This window comes from Microbacterium sp. NPDC089188 (genome assembly GCF_040685155.1).
Taxonomy (GTDB): Bacteria; Actinomycetota; Actinomycetes; order Actinomycetales; family Microbacteriaceae; genus Microbacterium; species Microbacterium galbum.
Map to the genome: position 1 here is coordinate 667,922 of NZ_JBFBHH010000002.1, position 15,901 is coordinate 683,822.

Consider the following 15,901-nt stretch of genomic DNA (forward strand, 5'->3'; position numbering starts at 1 on the left):
GATGGTGCATCGGCGGCGACGGAGCCGGCCGGGGCCGTCGACGCCGGAGGGTCGTTCTGGCTCACCGGCATCGGCGAGCTGACGACCAACGTCGCCGTCGGCGGTGATCCCTGCGGCACGATCTGCGACGCGGGGGTGCTCGTCCGCAACGGGCGCGTCGCGTGGGTCGGGCCGGGTGGGGCCGACGGCTCGGCGTTACCGGGCCCCGATGGTCTCCCCGTCATCGATGCCGGGGGCCGCGCGGTGATACCGGGCTTCGTCGACAGTCACACGCACCTCGTCTTCGCGGGGGATCGCGCGGAGGAGTTCGCGGCGCGCATGGCGGGCGAGACGTATGCCGCGGGGGGCATCCGCACCACCGTCGCCGCGACCCGTGCCGCGTCCGACGACGATCTGCGCGTGCGCCTGCGGAGCCTCGTCGACGAGTGCCGTGCACAAGGGACGACCACGATCGAGGTCAAGACCGGCTACGGCCTCGACGTCGAGACCGAGACGCGCCTCGCCCGCCTCGCCGCCGAGGTGACCGAGGAGGTCACCTTCCTCGGCGCGCACGTGGTGCCCGCGGAGTTTGACGGCCGGGCCGACGCCTACGTCGATCTCGTCGCCGGTCCGATGCTCGCTGCGGTCGCATCCGCCGCGCGATGGATCGACGTGTTCTGCGAGGACGGCGCGTTCACGGCCGGCCAGTCGCGGCGGGTGCTCGAGGCGGGTCGGGCGGCGGGTCTCGGCATCCGGGTGCACGGCAACCAGCTCGGTCACGGCGACGGGGTGAGGCTCGCCGTCGAGTGCAGCGCGGCCGCCGTGGACCACTGCACCTACCTGAGCGACGCCGACGTGGAGGCGCTCGCCGCCTCGGACACGGTGGCGACCTTGCTGCCCGGGGTGGAGTTCTCGACGCGGCAGCCGTATCCCGACGCCCGGCGGTTGCTCGACGCCGGCGTCACCGTGGCGCTCGCGAGCGATTGCAACCCCGGGTCGAGCTTCACCAGCTCGATGCCCCTGATGATCGCCCTCGCGGTGCGGGAGATGGGGATGACGCCGGCCGAAGCGGTCTGGGCGGCGACGGCCGGGGGAGCGCGGGCGCTTCGTCGCACCGACGTCGGTGCGATCGCGCCCGGGATGCGGGCCGACCTCGTGCTGCTCGACGCGCCGAGCCGCGTGCATCTCGCCTATCGGCCGGGTGTGTCGCTCGTGCGCCGTGTCTGGAAGGACGGCGTGGAGCCGCGGCCTATGGCGTGAAGAGTTCGAACTCGTCGGGGGCGACGGCATCCACGTCGTCCCAGGTTCCGTCGTGCCACGTGAAGACGGCGACCGCGCACGTGACCATGCGCACGTCGCGATCGGCGAGACGGGAGACGAGGGCGCTCATGCCGGGGTCGTGCGCGACGACCATGACCTCGTCGCCACCCGCGTCGCGCGCCGCCGCCAGCAGTCCATCCGGCTCGGAGAGGTAGAGCTCGGCCTGCTCGGTCACCTCGGCGTCGAAGGTGCGCGCGAACACCGCAGCCGTCTCGCGCGCCCGCAGGGCCGTGCTCGACAGCAGGATCTCGGGACGCACTCCCGCCCGCAGCACTGCGCGCGCGACCGTCGGGGCGTCGCGCCGGCCGCGGTCGTTGAGGGGCCGGTCGTGATCGTCGAGGCCTTCATCGGCCCAGTCGGATTTCGCGTGACGCGCGAGCACGAGTTGGATCATCGTCTTTCCGCCATTCCTGCCAGGAGCTCCAGAACGCACAGGGCGGCGAGTCGCACCGTGCGGGCGTCGTCGGTGTCTGCCGTGGCATCCACCTCGACGATGTCGGCGCTGGTCACGCCGGGGTCTCGGGCGAGCCCGCGCACGAGAGCGCGCAACTCCCACGCGGCCAGCCCGCCGGGCACGCTCGCGGGGCATCCGGGCGCCACGGCGCGGTCGCACACGTCGACGTCGATGTCGAGGTGGATGCCGCCGGCCGCGGCGTCCGCGTCCTCGTCCGTGGGGCGCGCCTCTGCCTCGCCGGCCACGCGCAGGGCGTGCGACACGACCTCGTCGATGCCGCGGCGGCGCACCTCGTCGAGGGTGATGACGGTGATGCCGGCGTCGGCGGCGCGGCGCGCGTACGCGGCCGAGTTGGCGAAGTCGGCGATACCGATCTGCACGATGCGGTGAGGGTCGAGACCGTCGGCGATGAGACGGCGGACGGGCGAGCCGTTGGATTCGCCGTCGCGCAGGTCGAAGTGCGCGTCGAGGGTGATGAGACCCTGTGAGCCGCGGCCCTGCGCCACCGCGTACGTCGCGGAGTTGTCTCCGCCGAGGGCGATGACGAGTCGCGACGACGCCAGCGCGGCGACGGCTGCGCGCACCCGAGCTTCGCCGTCGCGGCCGTCGGGCTCGTCGACGTCGCCCGCGTCGGCGATGCGCAGGTGCGCGGTCAGGTCGATCGCGGGCGGGCCGATCAGCGTCGGCGAGAAGCGGCGCAGGGCGGCGCGGACCGCCGCCGGGGTCTCGCCGGCGCCGGTGGGCGACAGAGAGGTGCGCCAGGCAGGCACGCCGAGGAGGACGGCATCCGTCCCCTCCGCCGGTGAGGGCCAGTCACCGGCCCGGGGCCACAGGGGATCGACCGACAGCGCGCTCATGCGGCCACGTAGACCCAGGCGCGCAGGCCGCTCGCCAGCGAGACCGACGCGCGACGGTAGAGCGAGACCTCGTACTCGTCGGCCGCGTCGAGTTCATCGGGCGTGAGGCGGAGGACGCGTCCGAACACGCGGTCGCGCGGATCGTCGGTGCGGCGAAGGATCGGATGCTTGTCGAGCCCCGACAGCTGGGCGACCCGTTCGTCACCCACGTCGGTCCACTCGAGACGGTAGCCCGGCAGCGCGTCGTCTTCTCCCTCGAGCAGACGGCCGAACGTGTCGAGCTGCACGTCGGGCAGCTGCAGCGTCCCGTAGGTGAAGAGGCACTCCGCCGGCCCCGAACCGTCGCTCACGAGGCTCAGGCTACCCAGCGCGGCGTGTCGGCGGGCGGTGCGACGCGACACGAATGTGCGCGCCCGGCCGCGGATCATCACGAGCCCCAGATGAAGTGGGCCACGGTGAAGATGACGACCCCGGCCAGGGCCCCCACGATCGTGCCGTTCAGGCGGATGTACTGCAGGTCGCGGCCCACCATGAGCTCGATCTTCTCGGTGGTCTCCTCGGCATCCCACCGCTCGACGGTGTCGGTGATGATCGAGGCGATGTCGTGCCGGTACCGACCCACGACGAAGACCGCCGCATCGGTGACCCAGCCGTCGACCCGCCGTTGCAGGGTCTCGTCGTGCTGCAGTCGCTCGCCCACCTCGGCCAACGCGGCGGAGGCCCGTCGGCGCAGGGCGCTCGCGGGGTCGGCGAGGGAGCGCAGCAGTCCGGCCTTGGCGGTGTTCCACGCGTCGGCGGCGAGCTGGCGCACCCGGGGGCTGTCGAACACGGCGGCCTTGGCCTCCTCGAGGCGCACCATGGTGGCGGGGTCATGCTGCAGATTGTCGGCGAGGCGCGCGAGGTAGCCGTCGATGGCGCCGCGCGCCTGGTGGCGGGGGTCGGCGCGCACGGCGTCGACGAACTGCACGGCCTCGCGGTAGACGGTGTCGTCGACGAGGCGCGCGGCCATGCTCGGGACCCACGAGGGCAGACGCCGCGACACGAGCCCCTGGAACGTGTCGCGGTTGTTGGCGAGCCACACGGCGATGTTGTCGAGGGCCAGGTCGACGGCGCCGTGGTGCGCGCCGGAGCCGACCACGCGCTGCAACCACCCACCGATCGAGGGGCCCCAGTCGGGCGAGAGCAGGTGCTCGCGCGCGAGGTCTTCGATCAGGCCCTGCACGTCGTCGTCGTCGAGGGCCGTGAGCACGCTGGTGGCGAGCGTGGCCCCCTCCGCGGCGACGCGGTCGGCGTGGGCAGGATCGGCCAGCCATGCTCCGGCCCGCGCCGACAGCGGGGTCGACTCGAGCTTCGTGCGCACGACGTCGCCCTCGAGGAAGTTCGTCTCGACGAACTCGCCGAGCTGCCGCCCGATCTCGTCCTTCCGGCGCGGGATGATCGCGGTGTGGGGGATGGGCAGTCCCAGCGGATGCCGGAAGAGAGCGGTGACGGCGAACCAGTCGGCGAGGGCGCCGACCATGCCGCCCTCCGCCGCCGCGCGCACGTACTGCAACCACTCGACCTCGCGCTGCAGCGAGAAGGAGACGGCGAAGACGAGGGCCATCGCGAGCAGCGCCCCGAGGGCCACTCCCTTCATCACGCGCAGCGCGCGCCGACGCTCCTGGTCGGCCGGGCTGAGGGCGGCCGTGGGTGTGCGGGCCATCAGGCGGTCACCGGTCCGAGCCACGCGGTCGCCGCGGTCGAGTGCGCGGACTCCGGGTCGGAGGGGTGGAACATCCCGGCGAGCACGTCGCGGTAGAGCCGGCTGAGCTCGTTGCGGGACGAGTAAGCGGAGCCGCCTCCGACGAGGATCGCGTCGTCGACGACAGACTTCGCCATCGTCACGGCCCGATGCTTGACGCCCGCGAGCAGCGAGAACCATCGCCCGCCGTGGTCGGCGAGGGCGTCGACGTCGTGGGCGAGGGCGGCGAGCTGCGGGGGGAGCGCCTCGTACGCGAGGGCCATGTCGGCCACGCGCCAGCGGATATCGGGGTCGTTGGCGTAGGTGGTGCCCGTCTTCTTCGAGCGGCGCGAGGTCGCCGCCTCGACCGCGAGTTCCAGGGCGCGGCGGGCGATGCCCGTGTAGACCGAGGCGAGAAAGATCTCGAACACGGAGAAGATCCCGAACACCAGCGGATCGGGCTGCGGGCCCGGGTCGAGTCGGCGCACCACCCGGCGCGCGGGCGCGTGCGCGCCGCGCAGCTCGGTGGTGCGGCTCTGGGTGCCGCGCATGCCGAGGGTGTCCCAGTCGTCGCGGCTGACGACGGAGTCATCGCGATCGAGGAAGGCGAACACCATCTTCGGGCCGTCGGGCGACGTGCTGTCGAGCCCGTGGACGCCGAGGTGGTCCCACGCGGGGGAGAGGGAGGTGAAGATCTTCGTGCCGGTGAACCGGTAACCGCCCTCGCCGTCGGGCTCGGCTGTCGTGTCGCTGCCGAACAGCACGAGATCGTTGCCGGCCTCGCTGATGCCGAACGCGAAGACCTCGCCCGCCGCGGCGCCCTCCTCGACGAAGGACAGATCATCGATCCCGCGGTCGCGCAGCACCTTGGCCACCCCGGTCCACACGAGATGCATGTTCACCGCGAGCGCCGTGGCGGGCGCCGCCCCGGCGAGTCGCTGCTGCAGCACCGACGCCTCGGCGAGGGCGAGGCCTCCGCCGCCCCGCTCCTCGGAGACCAGGATGCCGAGATACCCCGCCGCGCGCAGCTCGTCGAGGTCGTCGTGGGGGAACGTGTTCTCGCGGTCGTGGACGACCGCCCGCTCGCGCATCCGCGCCAGCAGATCGTCGGGCAGATACCGAGCCGGATCGAACGAGGTCATGGCATCCATTCTGCTCGTGACCGCCGACATCGCGGCCGGGGGTGACAGGGGGGTCGAGGCGCCGTAGGCCTCGAGGCTCCGTGCGCGCGCGCCCGTTCGGCCGCCATGCGCCGATCGCCCCCCAGAATGGATGCCATGATCTCGACCGAGATGGCCCTGGCCCTGCGCGAGGCGGGTCTGGTGTGGCATCCGCGATCCGGCGACCGTTTCCAACTCGACGAGCCCGAGTTCGAGGCCGACGTGTTCACCGTGAGCGAGATGACGGTCGAGCCGCGCGAGTATCCCACGGGGCGCATCCTGGCCTTCAACGGCACGACCGAGTGGGCGCTGGACTCCGTGGCGACCGAGGAGGCGCTGTGGCTGCCGTCGGAGCTGCAGCTGCGCGAGCTGCTGCGCTCGACGTTCCGCTCGCTGCGGCGGCTGTCCGACACCTACGAGGTCGAGATCTCGATCGGCGGCTCCACCCTCGTGTTCGACCACCCCGCTCCCGAGGACGCCTACGCGCTCGCCGTGCTGGAGCTGCTGCGCCGCACGCACTGATCGTCCCACTTCCGCTCGCTCGCGGTGGCCCCGCCGGGGCCGCGGGTAGCGGGTTCGGGGCGTGATCCTGCGGTCCGGGCGCGGGAATCGCGCCCCGACGTGCGGGATGCACCCCGAACCGCGCCCGGGCCCGTGCTCGGGCGGCTCCCGTGGGTTCCGGCGGGGCCGTGGATGCCGGGCGCCCGGAATCCGGTCAGGTGATGGTCTCGACCGGCTCGGTGTCGGGGATCGGGCTGGCGTCGCGGTGGCGCAGGTCGGGGAAGCCGCGCACGCAGACCGCGGCGACGACGAAACCGGCGATCGCGAAAGTCGCCGCCGCGATGTAGGCCCCGGTGGGGCCGATGCCGTCGATGAGGAGCCCGGCGACGGCGGAGCCGGCGGCGGCGCCGATGAGCTGCCCGGTGCTGATCCAGCCGTAGGCCTCGGCGGTCTCGCTGAAGCGGACGCTCGCGGAGGTCATCGCGAACATCACCGCGAGGGCGGGGGCGATGCCGGCGCCGGCGACCAGCAGGGTCGCTCCCAGCCACCATGCGTTGAGCGAGACGATCGTGAGCGACAGGCCCAGGGCGACGATCGCGAGGCGGCGCGCCATGGCCCAGGGGCCGATCGGGATGTGGCCGAACGAGAGTCCGCCCGCGAGGCTGCCGACGGCGAAGACGGCGAGGATGAGCCCGGCCTCGAGGCCACCGTGGTCGAAGGTTGCGACCACGCCCGCCTCGACCGCGGCGCACGCGCCGATGAGGAGGAACCCGGTCGCGGTGGCGAGGATCACGGGCGGCTTTGCCAGGACGCGCCCCAGACCCCGACGGCTGCGCGGGATGCGGACGCGGCCGACCTCGGGGCTGAGGATGAACCAGGCGCCGCCGCCGAGCAGGATGACGACGACGAGCAACAGCCCGGGGACGGTGCCGACCTGGGTCGCGACGAGGGTGATGAGCACCGGTGCGAGCACCCAGATGATCTCCTGCAGCGAGGCGTCGAGCGAGTACAGCGGGGTGAGCTGCTTCGAATTGACCATCTTGGGGTAGATGGTGCGCACGGCCGACTGGATCGGCGGTGTCGAAAGGCCCGCGACGAGGCCGAGCGTCATGTACAGGGGCAGCGGCATCTCGATGAGCGCGAGAGTGGCGATGGCGGCCGCGCACACGAGCAGCGTGACGGTGAGGACGCGGCGCATGCCCCAGCGCCCCATCCACCGGCTCGTGACCGGGCCCGCGACGGCCTGCCCGATGCTCGTGGCGGCCAGCACCAGGCCCGCGGCGCCGTACGACCCCGTGACGTGCTCGATGTGCAGCAGGACGGCGAGGCTCGTCATGCCGTTGGGGAAGCGCGCGGTCAGCTGCGCGGCGATGATGCGCCCCACGCCAGGGGTTCGAAGCAGTTCGCGGTAGCCGGCCACCGCACAACGCTACAGCGCGGTTCGGACATCCGTGTCGACGGCGGGTGTCGTGCGCAGGGGGAGCACCGGCCCTGCGCCCCGGACGCACGCGGTCGTGTCGAGATCACGCCGTCCTCGGGGATCGGATGCCGTGCTCTCGCGCGGACCGGGGGATCTCGATCGGCGGCCGGTGGGGCCGGTCCGGCGACACGCCGCGACACGCCGGTGGGCGAATTCCACGGCCTGTGCGATGTCGGAACCCCCGTCTAGCGTCCGATCTGTGGACAGACGGCGTCGGACTCGGCGACAACCGCGGAATCGCGCCTGTTAACAGCGCTCGGGAGGGAGGGCCATCTGTGGATGAAATCGTGGACAACCTGTGTTGTACATGGGGAGAGACGGTGGAAAATCACACGGATGTAACTACTACCCCTTGTGGTGCCTTCCGATGTCCGTCCCCATATGTAGTATTGAGGTCCCGGCGAGCCCTGCCCGCCCGGACGACGATTTTCCAGGGGAGAGAGAGAACGACATGGCGATCACGGTCTACACCAAGCCGTCCTGCGTCCAGTGCACCGCGACCTACCGCGCGCTCGACTCGAAGGGCATCGAGTACAACGTGCTCGACCTGTCCGAAGACCCGTCGGCGCTCGAGCAGGTCAAGTCGCTCGGGTACCTGCAGGCACCCGTCGTCATCACCGATGAGGACCACTGGTCGGGCTTCCGCCCCGACAAGATCGACGAGCTCGCGTCGCGCCTCGCCTGATCCGGCGACAGGCTCTCAGACCCCCGTCATGAGCGCTGTCGTGTCGGCGACCGAGGCCCCGTTGCTCGTCTACTTCTCGAGCGTGTCCGGCAACACCGCACGTTTCATCGAGAAGCTCGGCAAGCGGGCCGTGCGCATTCCGCTCCGGCCGACCGACCCGCCCCTCCACATCGACGAACCCTTCGTGCTGGTCACCCCCACCTATGGCGGGGGAGCCGGCCGCGGCGTCGAGAAGGGCGCGGTCCCCAAGCAAGTCATCCGGTTCCTCAACGAGGAGCGGAACCGACGAAACATCCGCGGGGTCATCTCCGCGGGAAACACGAACTTCGGCGACGCCTTCTGCCTCGCCGGAGACATCATCGCGCGCAAATGCGCGGTGCCGCACCTATACCGGCTGGAAGTTTTCGGCACCCCCGACGATGTCGAGCGGGTCACCGAGGGATTGGAACGATGGTGGAAGTTGAGCTGACCGACGTGGACTTCAAGACCGAAGCGCGATTCGAGGGACTGGATTACCACGCCCTCAACGCGATGCTGAATCTGTACGACGCCGACGGCAAGATCCAGTTCGACGCCGACAAGCGCGCGGCGCGGGAGTACTTCCTGCAGCACGTCAACCAGAACACGGTGTTCTTCCACTCCCTCAAGGAACGTCTCGACTACCTCGTCGAGAAGGAGTACTACGAGCCCACCGTGCTCGCGAAGTACTCGATGGAGTTCATCCAGGAGCTGAACGACCGCGCCTACGGTGCCAAGTTCCGCTTCGAGACCTTCCTCGGCGCGTTCAAGTACTACACGAGCTACACGCTCAAGACCTTCGACGGAAAGCGCTACCTCGAGCGCTTCGAGGACCGTGTCGTCATGACCGCCCTCGCCCTCGCCGACGGCGACCAGCGTCTCGCGGTCCAGCTCGTCGACGAGATCATCTCGGGCCGCTTCCAGCCCGCGACCCCCACGTTCCTCAACGCGGGCAAGGCCCAGCGCGGCGAGCTCGTGTCGTGCTTCCTGCTCCGTATCGAAGACAACATGGAGTCGATCGCCCGCGGCATCAACTCCGCCCTGCAACTGTCGAAGCGCGGCGGCGGCGTGGCCCTGCTGCTGTCGAACATCCGCGAAGCGGGTGCGCCGATCAAGCAGATCGAGAACCAGTCGTCGGGCATCATCCCCGTCATGAAGCTCCTCGAAGACAGCTTCAGCTACGCCAACCAGCTCGGTGCGCGTCAGGGCGCCGGCGCGGTGTACCTCAACGCCCACCACCCCGACATCCTCCGGTTCCTCGACACCAAGCGCGAGAACGCCGACGAGAAGATCCGCATCAAGACGCTGTCGCTGGGTGTCGTCATCCCCGACGTCACGTTCGAGCTCGCGAAGAACGGCGAGGACATGTACCTCTTCTCGCCGTACGACGTCGAGAAGGTCTACGGCAAGCCGTTCGGCGACATCTCGGTCACCGAGAAGTACCGCGAGATGGTCGACGACCCGCGCATCAAGAAGACGAAGATCAACGCGCGCGAGTTCTTCCAGACCCTCGCCGAGATCCAGTTCGAGTCGGGCTACCCGTACATCATGTTCGAGGACACGGTGAACAAGGCGAACCCGATCGCCGGCCGCATCAACATGTCGAACCTGTGCTCCGAGATCCTGCAGGTCAACACGCCGACCACGTACAACGAGGACCTCTCGTACGACACCATCGGCAAGGACATCAGCTGCAACCTCGGCTCGATGAACATCGCCCTCGCGATGGACGGCGGCGACCTCGGCCTCACGGTCGAGACCGCGATCCGTGCCCTCACCGCGGTCAGCGTGCAGAGCCACATCGCCTCGGTGCGCTCGATCGAAGACGGCAACGACCGCTCGCACGCCATCGGCCTCGGCCAGATGAACCTGCACGGATACCTCGCTCGCGAGCACGTCTACTACGGCTCCGAAGAGGGCATCGACTTCACGAACATCTACTTCTACACGGTGCTGTTCCACGCGCTGCGCGCCTCGAACCGCCTCGCGATCGAGCGCGGCACGGCCTTCGACGGCTTCGAGAACTCCACCTACGCGTCGGGGGAGTTCTTCGACAAGTACATCGACCAGGCGTGGGAGCCGCAGACGGCCAAGGCGAAAGAACTCTTCGCCGGGGTGCAGATCCCCACGCAGGACGACTGGCGCGAGCTGAAGGCCTCCATCCAGCAGCACGGCATCTACAACCAGAACCTGCAGGCCGTGCCGCCGACCGGATCGATCTCGTACATCAACAACTCGACGAGCTCGATCCACCCGATCGCCTCGAAGATCGAGATCCGCAAGGAAGGCAAGCTCGGTCGCGTCTACTACCCGGCCCCGTTCATGACGAACGAGAACCTGGAGTACTACCAGGACGCGTACGAGATCGGCTACGAGAAGGTCATCGACACGTACGCCGCAGCCACCCAGCACGTCGACCAGGGCCTGTCGCTGACGCTGTTCTTCAAGGACACCGTCACGACGCGCGACATCAACAAGGCCCAGATCTACGCCTGGCGCAAGGGCATCAAGACCATCTACTACATTCGCCTCCGTCAGCTGGCGCTCGAGGGCACCGACATGACCGAGTGCGTCTCGTGCATGCTCTGATCCGCTGACCACCGACCGATCAAGGACACAGGAACGACATGGCTGAGAAGCTGCAGTTGCTGAACCACGTGCAGGCCATCAACTGGAACCGCATCCAGGACGACAAAGACCTCGAGGTCTGGAACCGTCTGGTGAACAACTTCTGGCTCCCCGAGAAGGTGCCGCTGTCGAACGACATCCAGTCGTGGAACACGCTCACCCCCGAGGAGCAGACGCTCACGATGCGCGTCTTCACGGGGCTCACGCTCCTCGACACGATCCAGGGCACGGTGGGCGCGGTCTCGCTGATCCCCGACGCGATCACCCCGCACGAAGAGGCCGTCTACACGAACATCGCGTTCATGGAGTCGGTGCACGCGAAGAGCTACTCGTCGATCTTCTCGACGCTGTGCTCGACGAAGGAGATCGACGAGGCGTTCCGCTGGTCGACCGAGAACGAGTTCCTTCAGAAGAAGGCGCGCATCGTCATGGACTACTACCGTGGCGACGATCCCCTCAAGCGCAAGGTCGCCTCGACCCTTCTCGAGTCGTTCCTGTTCTACTCGGGCTTCTACCTGCCGATGCACTGGTCGAGCCGCGCGAAGCTCACCAACACGGCAGACCTGATCCGCCTCATCATCCGCGACGAGGCCGTGCACGGGTACTACATCGGCTACAAGTTCCAGCGCGGACTCGAGACCGTCGACGAGGCCCGTCGTCAGGACATCAAGGACTACACGTTCTCGCTGATGTACGAGCTCTACGACAACGAGGTGGGCTACACCCAGAGCCTCTACGACTCAGTCGGACTGAGCGAGGACGTCAAGAAGTTCCTGCACTACAACGCCAACAAGGCGCTGATGAACCTCGGCTACGAGGCGATGTTCCCCGCGTCGGTGACGAACGTGAACCCGGCGATCCTGTCGGCGCTCTCGCCGAACGCCGACGAGAACCACGACTTCTTCAGCGGGTCAGGATCGTCGTACGTCATCGGCAAGGCCGAGGCGACCGAGGACGACGACTGGGACTTCTGAGTTCCGACGACGAAGGCCCCGCACGGACGACCGTGCGGGGCCTTCGTCGTTCGTCGCTTCCCACCTATGATTAGTAGCTAAATGCCTAATACCTATAGGCTTACGGCATGCAACGTTCCCCGCTCACCCCGCGATCCGTCATCCGCACCGCGGCCGACCTCGCCGACGCGCGTGGCCTCCCCGAGGTGACCCTCTCCGCCGTCGCCCGTGAACTCGACGTGCGCACCCCGAGCCTCTACGGCCACGTGCGCGATCTCGCGGCCCTCCGCGACGGCATCACGACCCTCGCGCTCGGCGAGGTGGGCGACCGTGCGAGCGAGGCGGTGGCCGGTCGCGCCGGGCGAGACGCCCTCCGCGCGCTGTGCGACGCGCACCGCGAGTACGCGCGCGCCCACCCCGGCCGCTGGGAGAGCCTGCAGCGCCGGGCCGGCGACGCGGTCGCGCGCACCGAGGAGGCCGCGCGATCGAGCCGTGCGCCGGCAGCGGTGCTGCGCGGCTACGGCATCCCCGAGGACGATCGCGTGCACGCGACGCGGCTCATCGGGTCGTTCCTGAACGGCTTCCTGCACCTCGAGCACATCGGGAGCTTCGCGCACAGCGCGCCGCCGGCGGACGACTCCTGGCGCCTGCTCATCGACCGTCTCGACGGTCTCCTGGCTCAGTGGAACGCGAAGGACGAGAAGTGATCACGACCCCCCTGACCCCGGAGCTGATTCGCGGCGGCGCGGAGCTCGAGCCGGTCGAGCGCGGCCTGCGCCTGCATCGCCTGCCGCTGCCGTACCGCTCCCGGGAGGCCGACGGGCAGCTCGCGATGGTGGAGCGTCAGCCGTCCGGCATCCATCTGCGCTTCCGGACGACGGCGACCACCCTCACCCTGCGCCTGCACGCCACGCGGGTGTCGTACCGCGGGCTCGATCGTGCCCGCGGGCAGGTGGACGTGCTGGTCGACGACGTGCTCGTGCGGCGTCGACCTCTCGAAGAGGGCGACGCGCTCGAGCTCGACCTGGCGACGGGAGCGGCGACTCCTCGGCCCGGGGCGGCCGACACCGTCGAGGTGGGCGACCTCGCTCCGGCCGAGAAGACCGTCGAGATCTGGCTGCCCCACAACGAGCAGATCGACCTCGTCTCGCTCGAGTCCGACGCGCCGCTCGCCCCGATCGCCGACGCCCGACCGGTCTGGGTGCACCACGGCAGCTCCATCAGCCACGGCTCGAACGCCGCCGCTCCCACCGAGATCTGGCCCGTCGTCGCGGCGCGCGCCGCGGGGGTGCAGCTGCAGAACCTCGGCTTCGGGGGCAGCGCGATGGTCGACCCCTTCCTCGCCCGGGTGATCCGCGACCGGGATACCGACCTCATCAGCGTCAAGCTCGGCATCAACGTCGTGAACGCCGATGCGATGCGGGCGCGCGCCTTCATCCCGGCGGTGCACGGGTTCCTCGACACGATCCGCGAGGGGCATCCCGACACCCCGCTGCTGGTGGTGTCGCCGATCTTCAGCGGCATCCACGAGAAGACCCCCGGCCCCGGCGCCTTCGATCCCGAGAGCCTGCGCTCCGGGTCGGCGCGATTCGTCGCCACCGGGTCGCCCGCCGAGGTCGCGCGCGGAGCGCTCACTCTGGAGGTGATCCGGGATCTGCTCGCGTCGGTGGTGGCTGCGCGGGCCGACGACCCCGCGCTGCACTACCTCGACGGTCTGTCGCTGTACGGCGCCGACGAGGCGGCCACCCACCCGCTCCCGGACGGGCTGCACCCCGACACGGCGACGCACCGCCTGATCGGGGAGCGGTTCGCGGCGGCGGCGTTCGGCGCCGGGGCTCCGCTCAGCCGCTAGCGGGCCGCTGGGGCCCGGCGCGAGCGCGTCAGACCGGCCACTCCCGCGCCTCGAGCCGCTCGAGCAGCACCTCGACCGCGGAGCCCTCCATGCCGCGCACCCATCGCTGCGTGTCGGAGCCGCGCGACGACACCGTGCGCCCGCGTTCGCCGCGCTCGAGGCGCACGTCGACGTGTCCCGAGGTGACGCTCACGCCCCGCAGCGCCCCCGCGGCGACCATCGCGGCGAGGGGATCGTGCAGGGCGCACCGGCGATCGGGGAAGACGCGTCCGGCGTAGAAGTCGAGGTACAGCGGCAGCATCGCAGCCAGCGCCCGCGGCAGGGCGCCCGGGATCGCCTCGAGGCGCACGAGGTCGGCCTCGTCGAGCGTCTGCGTCATGGTGACGTCCAGCGGCACGAGGGTGGTGTCCCAGTCCTGCGCGAACACGACGGCCGCCGCCTCGGGGTCGTTGTGGATGTTCGCCTCGGCCCACGCCGTGACGTTGCCCGAGTGGGCGAAGGCGCCGCCCATCACGACGAGGTGGTCGAAGGCGGCGACTCCGGACGTCTCGGCGTAGGCGGCGAGATTGGTGAGCGGACCGAGGGCGAGAACGGTGAGATCGGGATGCCGCGTCGCCAGGTGATCGATGAGCTCGACCGCGGGTCGCGCGTCGTGGGCCCGGGCGGCGGCGGTCAGGGCGATGCCGCCGACGCCGTCGCCGCCGTGCACGTGGGGAGCGCCTCCGGCGTAGGCCCGACCGCGGAAGTCGTGCGCGCCGATCGCCACCGGGATGTCGTGCACCCCCGCGAGCTCGAACAGCGAGAGCGTGTTGGCTGCCGCGCGGGCGGCATCCGTGTTCCCCGACACCGTCGTGACGCCGACGACCTCGACCGCCGGCTCGGCCAGCAGGTACGCCAGGGCGAGCGCGTCGTCGATGCCGGTGTCGCAGTCGACGAGGATCGGGCGGCGGGTCATGCGTCGGCTCCGTAGGTGTCGAGGTGGGAGAGACGGGGTTGCGAGGCGGAATCGGCGACCGCGGCGGCCCCCACGGCGCACGCGCGCACGAGCGCGGTCTCATCGGAGTCGCCGCGCAGCAGACCGCAGACCAGGGCCGCGCAGAACGCGTCGCCCGCGCCGACGGTGTTGACGACGGTCGAGGCGAGTCCCGGGGCGGATGCTGCGAGCTCGCCGTAACGGTACAGGCGAGCACCCGCGGCGCCCAGCGTCACGCACAGCAGCGGCACGTCGTGCACCTCGGGGAGCTGTGCGTACTCGGTCTCGTTGACGATGACGACGTCGCACTTCTCGAGCACGCCGGGCGGGAGCGGGCGGGCGGGGGCGGCGTTGACGGCGAGGAAGCTCGATGCGCGCGCGGCGGCGATCACGACGGCATCCGACACTTCGAGCTGCAGCAGCACGGCGCTGTCGGGCTCGATGCGCAGGAGCGTCGCGTCGATCTCGGCGTTCGCCCCCGGGCACACCACGATCGAATTCTCGCCGGTCGCATCGACGACGATGAGCGCCGTTCCCGTGGCGGCCGACGCCGTCTGCACCCCGGAGGCGTCGATGCCCTCGGCCGCGAGCTGCGTGCGGATCCCGCGCCCGTCGAGGTCGTCGCCGACCGCGCCGACCAGACGCACGGCGGCGCCGAGGCGGGCCGCGGCGACCGCCTGGTTGGCGCCCTTTCCCCCGGGTCCGCGCTGCAGCACGCCGTCGGCGACGGTCTCGCCCGCGGCGGGCGCGCGATCCACGCGCGCGGTGAGGTCGACGTTGATCGCACCGACGACGGTGAGGGAGGGGGAGGGCATGCGCGGGTCCTTTCGAGGTCAGTGCAGCAACAGCTTCGCCACGATCAGCAGCGCCGACACCAGCGCGGCCCCGATCGCCGTCAGGACGACGCCGACGAGGGAGTACCCCCGCAGGCGCGCTCCGGCCGTTGCGACGACGACGAGGTAGGCCATCGCCACCCCGACGCCCCAGAGCAGCGCGGTCGCCAGGGCGACACCGAACGCGACGAGGAGCACGACCACGAGCAGCGGCAGGAACGTCACCGACACCATGGGCGCGCTCACCGCGAGGTGGTGGCGGAAGATCCTCGACGGGCGCTCGGTGGACGTGTCGCCGAGCGAGTACGCGAAGACATGCGTCGCGAAGTACACGAGATTCGTCAGCGCGACCACGGCCACGACGAGTCCCAGCTCGCTGTCGCTCAGCCCGATGAGCGTGGATGCCGAGACGAGCGCGCCGTAGCAGCCCGCACTGATGCGCTCGGCGGCGTCGTGTCCGAGGCGGCGGGGGGAGGGGGCAACCATCG

General features: G+C 70.4%; 17 protein-coding genes. 8 read left to right on the forward strand and 9 right to left on the reverse strand.

What is annotated here, in order from left to right; genetic code table 11:
* The first annotated feature begins 69 nt into the window (after positions 1 to 69).
* On the forward strand, positions 70 to 1,239 hold the full coding sequence (gene hutI / locus AB0N80_RS09430; RefSeq protein ID WP_363578648.1) for an imidazolonepropionase: 1,170 nt from the start codon (positions 70 to 72) through the stop codon (positions 1,237 to 1,239).
* Here the strand turns inward: hutI and AB0N80_RS09435 are convergent.
* The 5 genes from AB0N80_RS09435 to AB0N80_RS09455 form a co-directional block, all read right to left on the reverse strand.
* Complete coding sequence (locus AB0N80_RS09435; RefSeq protein WP_363578574.1) at positions 1,229 to 1,693, reverse strand: histidine phosphatase family protein; 465 nt, start codon at positions 1,691 to 1,693, stop codon at positions 1,229 to 1,231. The genes hutI and AB0N80_RS09435 overlap by 11 nt on opposite strands.
* Positions 1,690 to 2,610: an arginase family protein gene (locus AB0N80_RS09440; RefSeq protein ID WP_363578575.1), complete on the reverse strand. Its 921-nt coding sequence runs from the start codon at positions 2,608 to 2,610 to the stop codon at positions 1,690 to 1,692. The genes AB0N80_RS09435 and AB0N80_RS09440 overlap by 4 nt, the downstream gene beginning before the upstream one ends.
* Positions 2,607 to 2,960 (reverse strand): gamma-glutamylcyclotransferase family protein, encoded by a 354-nt coding sequence (locus AB0N80_RS09445; protein ID WP_363578576.1) that lies wholly within the window; start codon positions 2,958 to 2,960, stop codon positions 2,607 to 2,609. The genes AB0N80_RS09440 and AB0N80_RS09445 overlap by 4 nt, the downstream gene beginning before the upstream one ends.
* Before the next feature lie 77 nt (positions 2,961 to 3,037).
* On the reverse strand, positions 3,038 to 4,312 hold the full coding sequence (locus tag AB0N80_RS09450) for a DUF445 domain-containing protein (RefSeq protein WP_363578577.1): 1,275 nt from the start codon (positions 4,310 to 4,312) through the stop codon (positions 3,038 to 3,040).
* On the reverse strand, positions 4,312 to 5,472 hold the full coding sequence (locus tag AB0N80_RS09455) for an acyl-CoA dehydrogenase family protein (protein WP_363578578.1): 1,161 nt from the start codon (positions 5,470 to 5,472) through the stop codon (positions 4,312 to 4,314). The genes AB0N80_RS09450 and AB0N80_RS09455 overlap by 1 nt, the downstream gene beginning before the upstream one ends.
* 135 nt (positions 5,473 to 5,607) lie before the next feature.
* On the opposite strand from AB0N80_RS09455, the gene AB0N80_RS09460 reads away from it, so the two are divergent.
* Positions 5,608 to 6,012 carry a pilus assembly protein CpaE gene (locus AB0N80_RS09460; RefSeq protein WP_315994700.1) on the forward strand — a complete coding sequence of 135 codons (405 nt, stop codon included), beginning with the start codon at positions 5,608 to 5,610 and terminating at the stop codon, positions 6,010 to 6,012.
* A 193-nt stretch (positions 6,013 to 6,205) separates the two neighbouring features.
* On the opposite strand, the gene AB0N80_RS09465 is transcribed toward AB0N80_RS09460, so the two are convergent.
* Positions 6,206 to 7,411: an MFS transporter gene (locus AB0N80_RS09465; protein WP_363578579.1), complete on the reverse strand. Its 1,206-nt coding sequence runs from the start codon at positions 7,409 to 7,411 to the stop codon at positions 6,206 to 6,208.
* Between the two features lie 511 nt (positions 7,412 to 7,922).
* On the opposite strand from AB0N80_RS09465, the gene nrdH reads away from it, so the two are divergent.
* The 6 genes from nrdH to AB0N80_RS09495 all read left to right on the forward strand — a co-directional run bounded on the left by nrdH (position 7,923) and on the right by AB0N80_RS09495 (position 13,607).
* Complete coding sequence (gene nrdH, locus AB0N80_RS09470) at positions 7,923 to 8,156, forward strand: glutaredoxin-like protein NrdH (RefSeq protein WP_055838040.1); 234 nt, start codon at positions 7,923 to 7,925, stop codon at positions 8,154 to 8,156.
* A gap of 28 nt (positions 8,157 to 8,184) precedes the next feature.
* Positions 8,185 to 8,625, forward strand: a complete 441-nt coding sequence (gene nrdI, locus AB0N80_RS09475; protein WP_315994698.1) for a class Ib ribonucleoside-diphosphate reductase assembly flavoprotein NrdI — start codon at positions 8,185 to 8,187, stop codon at positions 8,623 to 8,625.
* Positions 8,607 to 10,763 (forward strand): class 1b ribonucleoside-diphosphate reductase subunit alpha, encoded by a 2,157-nt coding sequence (gene nrdE / locus AB0N80_RS09480; RefSeq protein ID WP_315994697.1) that lies wholly within the window; start codon positions 8,607 to 8,609, stop codon positions 10,761 to 10,763. Before nrdI ends, nrdE begins: the two co-directional genes overlap by 19 nt.
* A gap of 38 nt (positions 10,764 to 10,801) precedes the next feature.
* A complete protein-coding gene (nrdF, locus tag AB0N80_RS09485; protein WP_076676657.1) occupies positions 10,802 to 11,776 on the forward strand; it encodes a class 1b ribonucleoside-diphosphate reductase subunit beta in 975 nt (324 codons plus the stop codon).
* Between the two features lie 107 nt (positions 11,777 to 11,883).
* Positions 11,884 to 12,462, forward strand: coding sequence for a TetR-like C-terminal domain-containing protein (locus AB0N80_RS09490; RefSeq protein ID WP_363578580.1), 579 nt, complete (start codon positions 11,884 to 11,886; stop codon positions 12,460 to 12,462).
* The gene (locus AB0N80_RS09495) at positions 12,459 to 13,607 is read left to right on the forward strand and encodes a GDSL-type esterase/lipase family protein (RefSeq protein WP_363578581.1); all 1,149 of its coding nucleotides are present in this window, start codon (positions 12,459 to 12,461) and stop codon (positions 13,605 to 13,607) included. Before AB0N80_RS09490 ends, AB0N80_RS09495 begins: the two co-directional genes overlap by 4 nt.
* A 28-nt stretch (positions 13,608 to 13,635) precedes the next feature.
* On the opposite strand, the gene AB0N80_RS09500 is transcribed toward AB0N80_RS09495, so the two are convergent.
* From AB0N80_RS09500 to AB0N80_RS09510, 3 genes are read right to left on the reverse strand one after another with little or no spacing between them, the layout of a single operon-like run.
* Positions 13,636 to 14,562, reverse strand: a complete 927-nt coding sequence (locus AB0N80_RS09500) for a nucleoside hydrolase (protein ID WP_363578582.1) — start codon at positions 14,560 to 14,562, stop codon at positions 13,636 to 13,638.
* Complete coding sequence (locus AB0N80_RS09505) at positions 14,559 to 15,395, reverse strand: PfkB family carbohydrate kinase (RefSeq protein WP_363578583.1); 837 nt, start codon at positions 15,393 to 15,395, stop codon at positions 14,559 to 14,561. The genes AB0N80_RS09500 and AB0N80_RS09505 overlap by 4 nt, the downstream gene beginning before the upstream one ends.
* A gap of 18 nt (positions 15,396 to 15,413) precedes the next feature.
* Positions 15,414 to 15,899, reverse strand: a complete 486-nt coding sequence (locus tag AB0N80_RS09510) for a hypothetical protein (protein ID WP_363578584.1) — start codon at positions 15,897 to 15,899, stop codon at positions 15,414 to 15,416.
* Between the last annotated feature and the right edge of the window lie 2 nt (positions 15,900 to 15,901).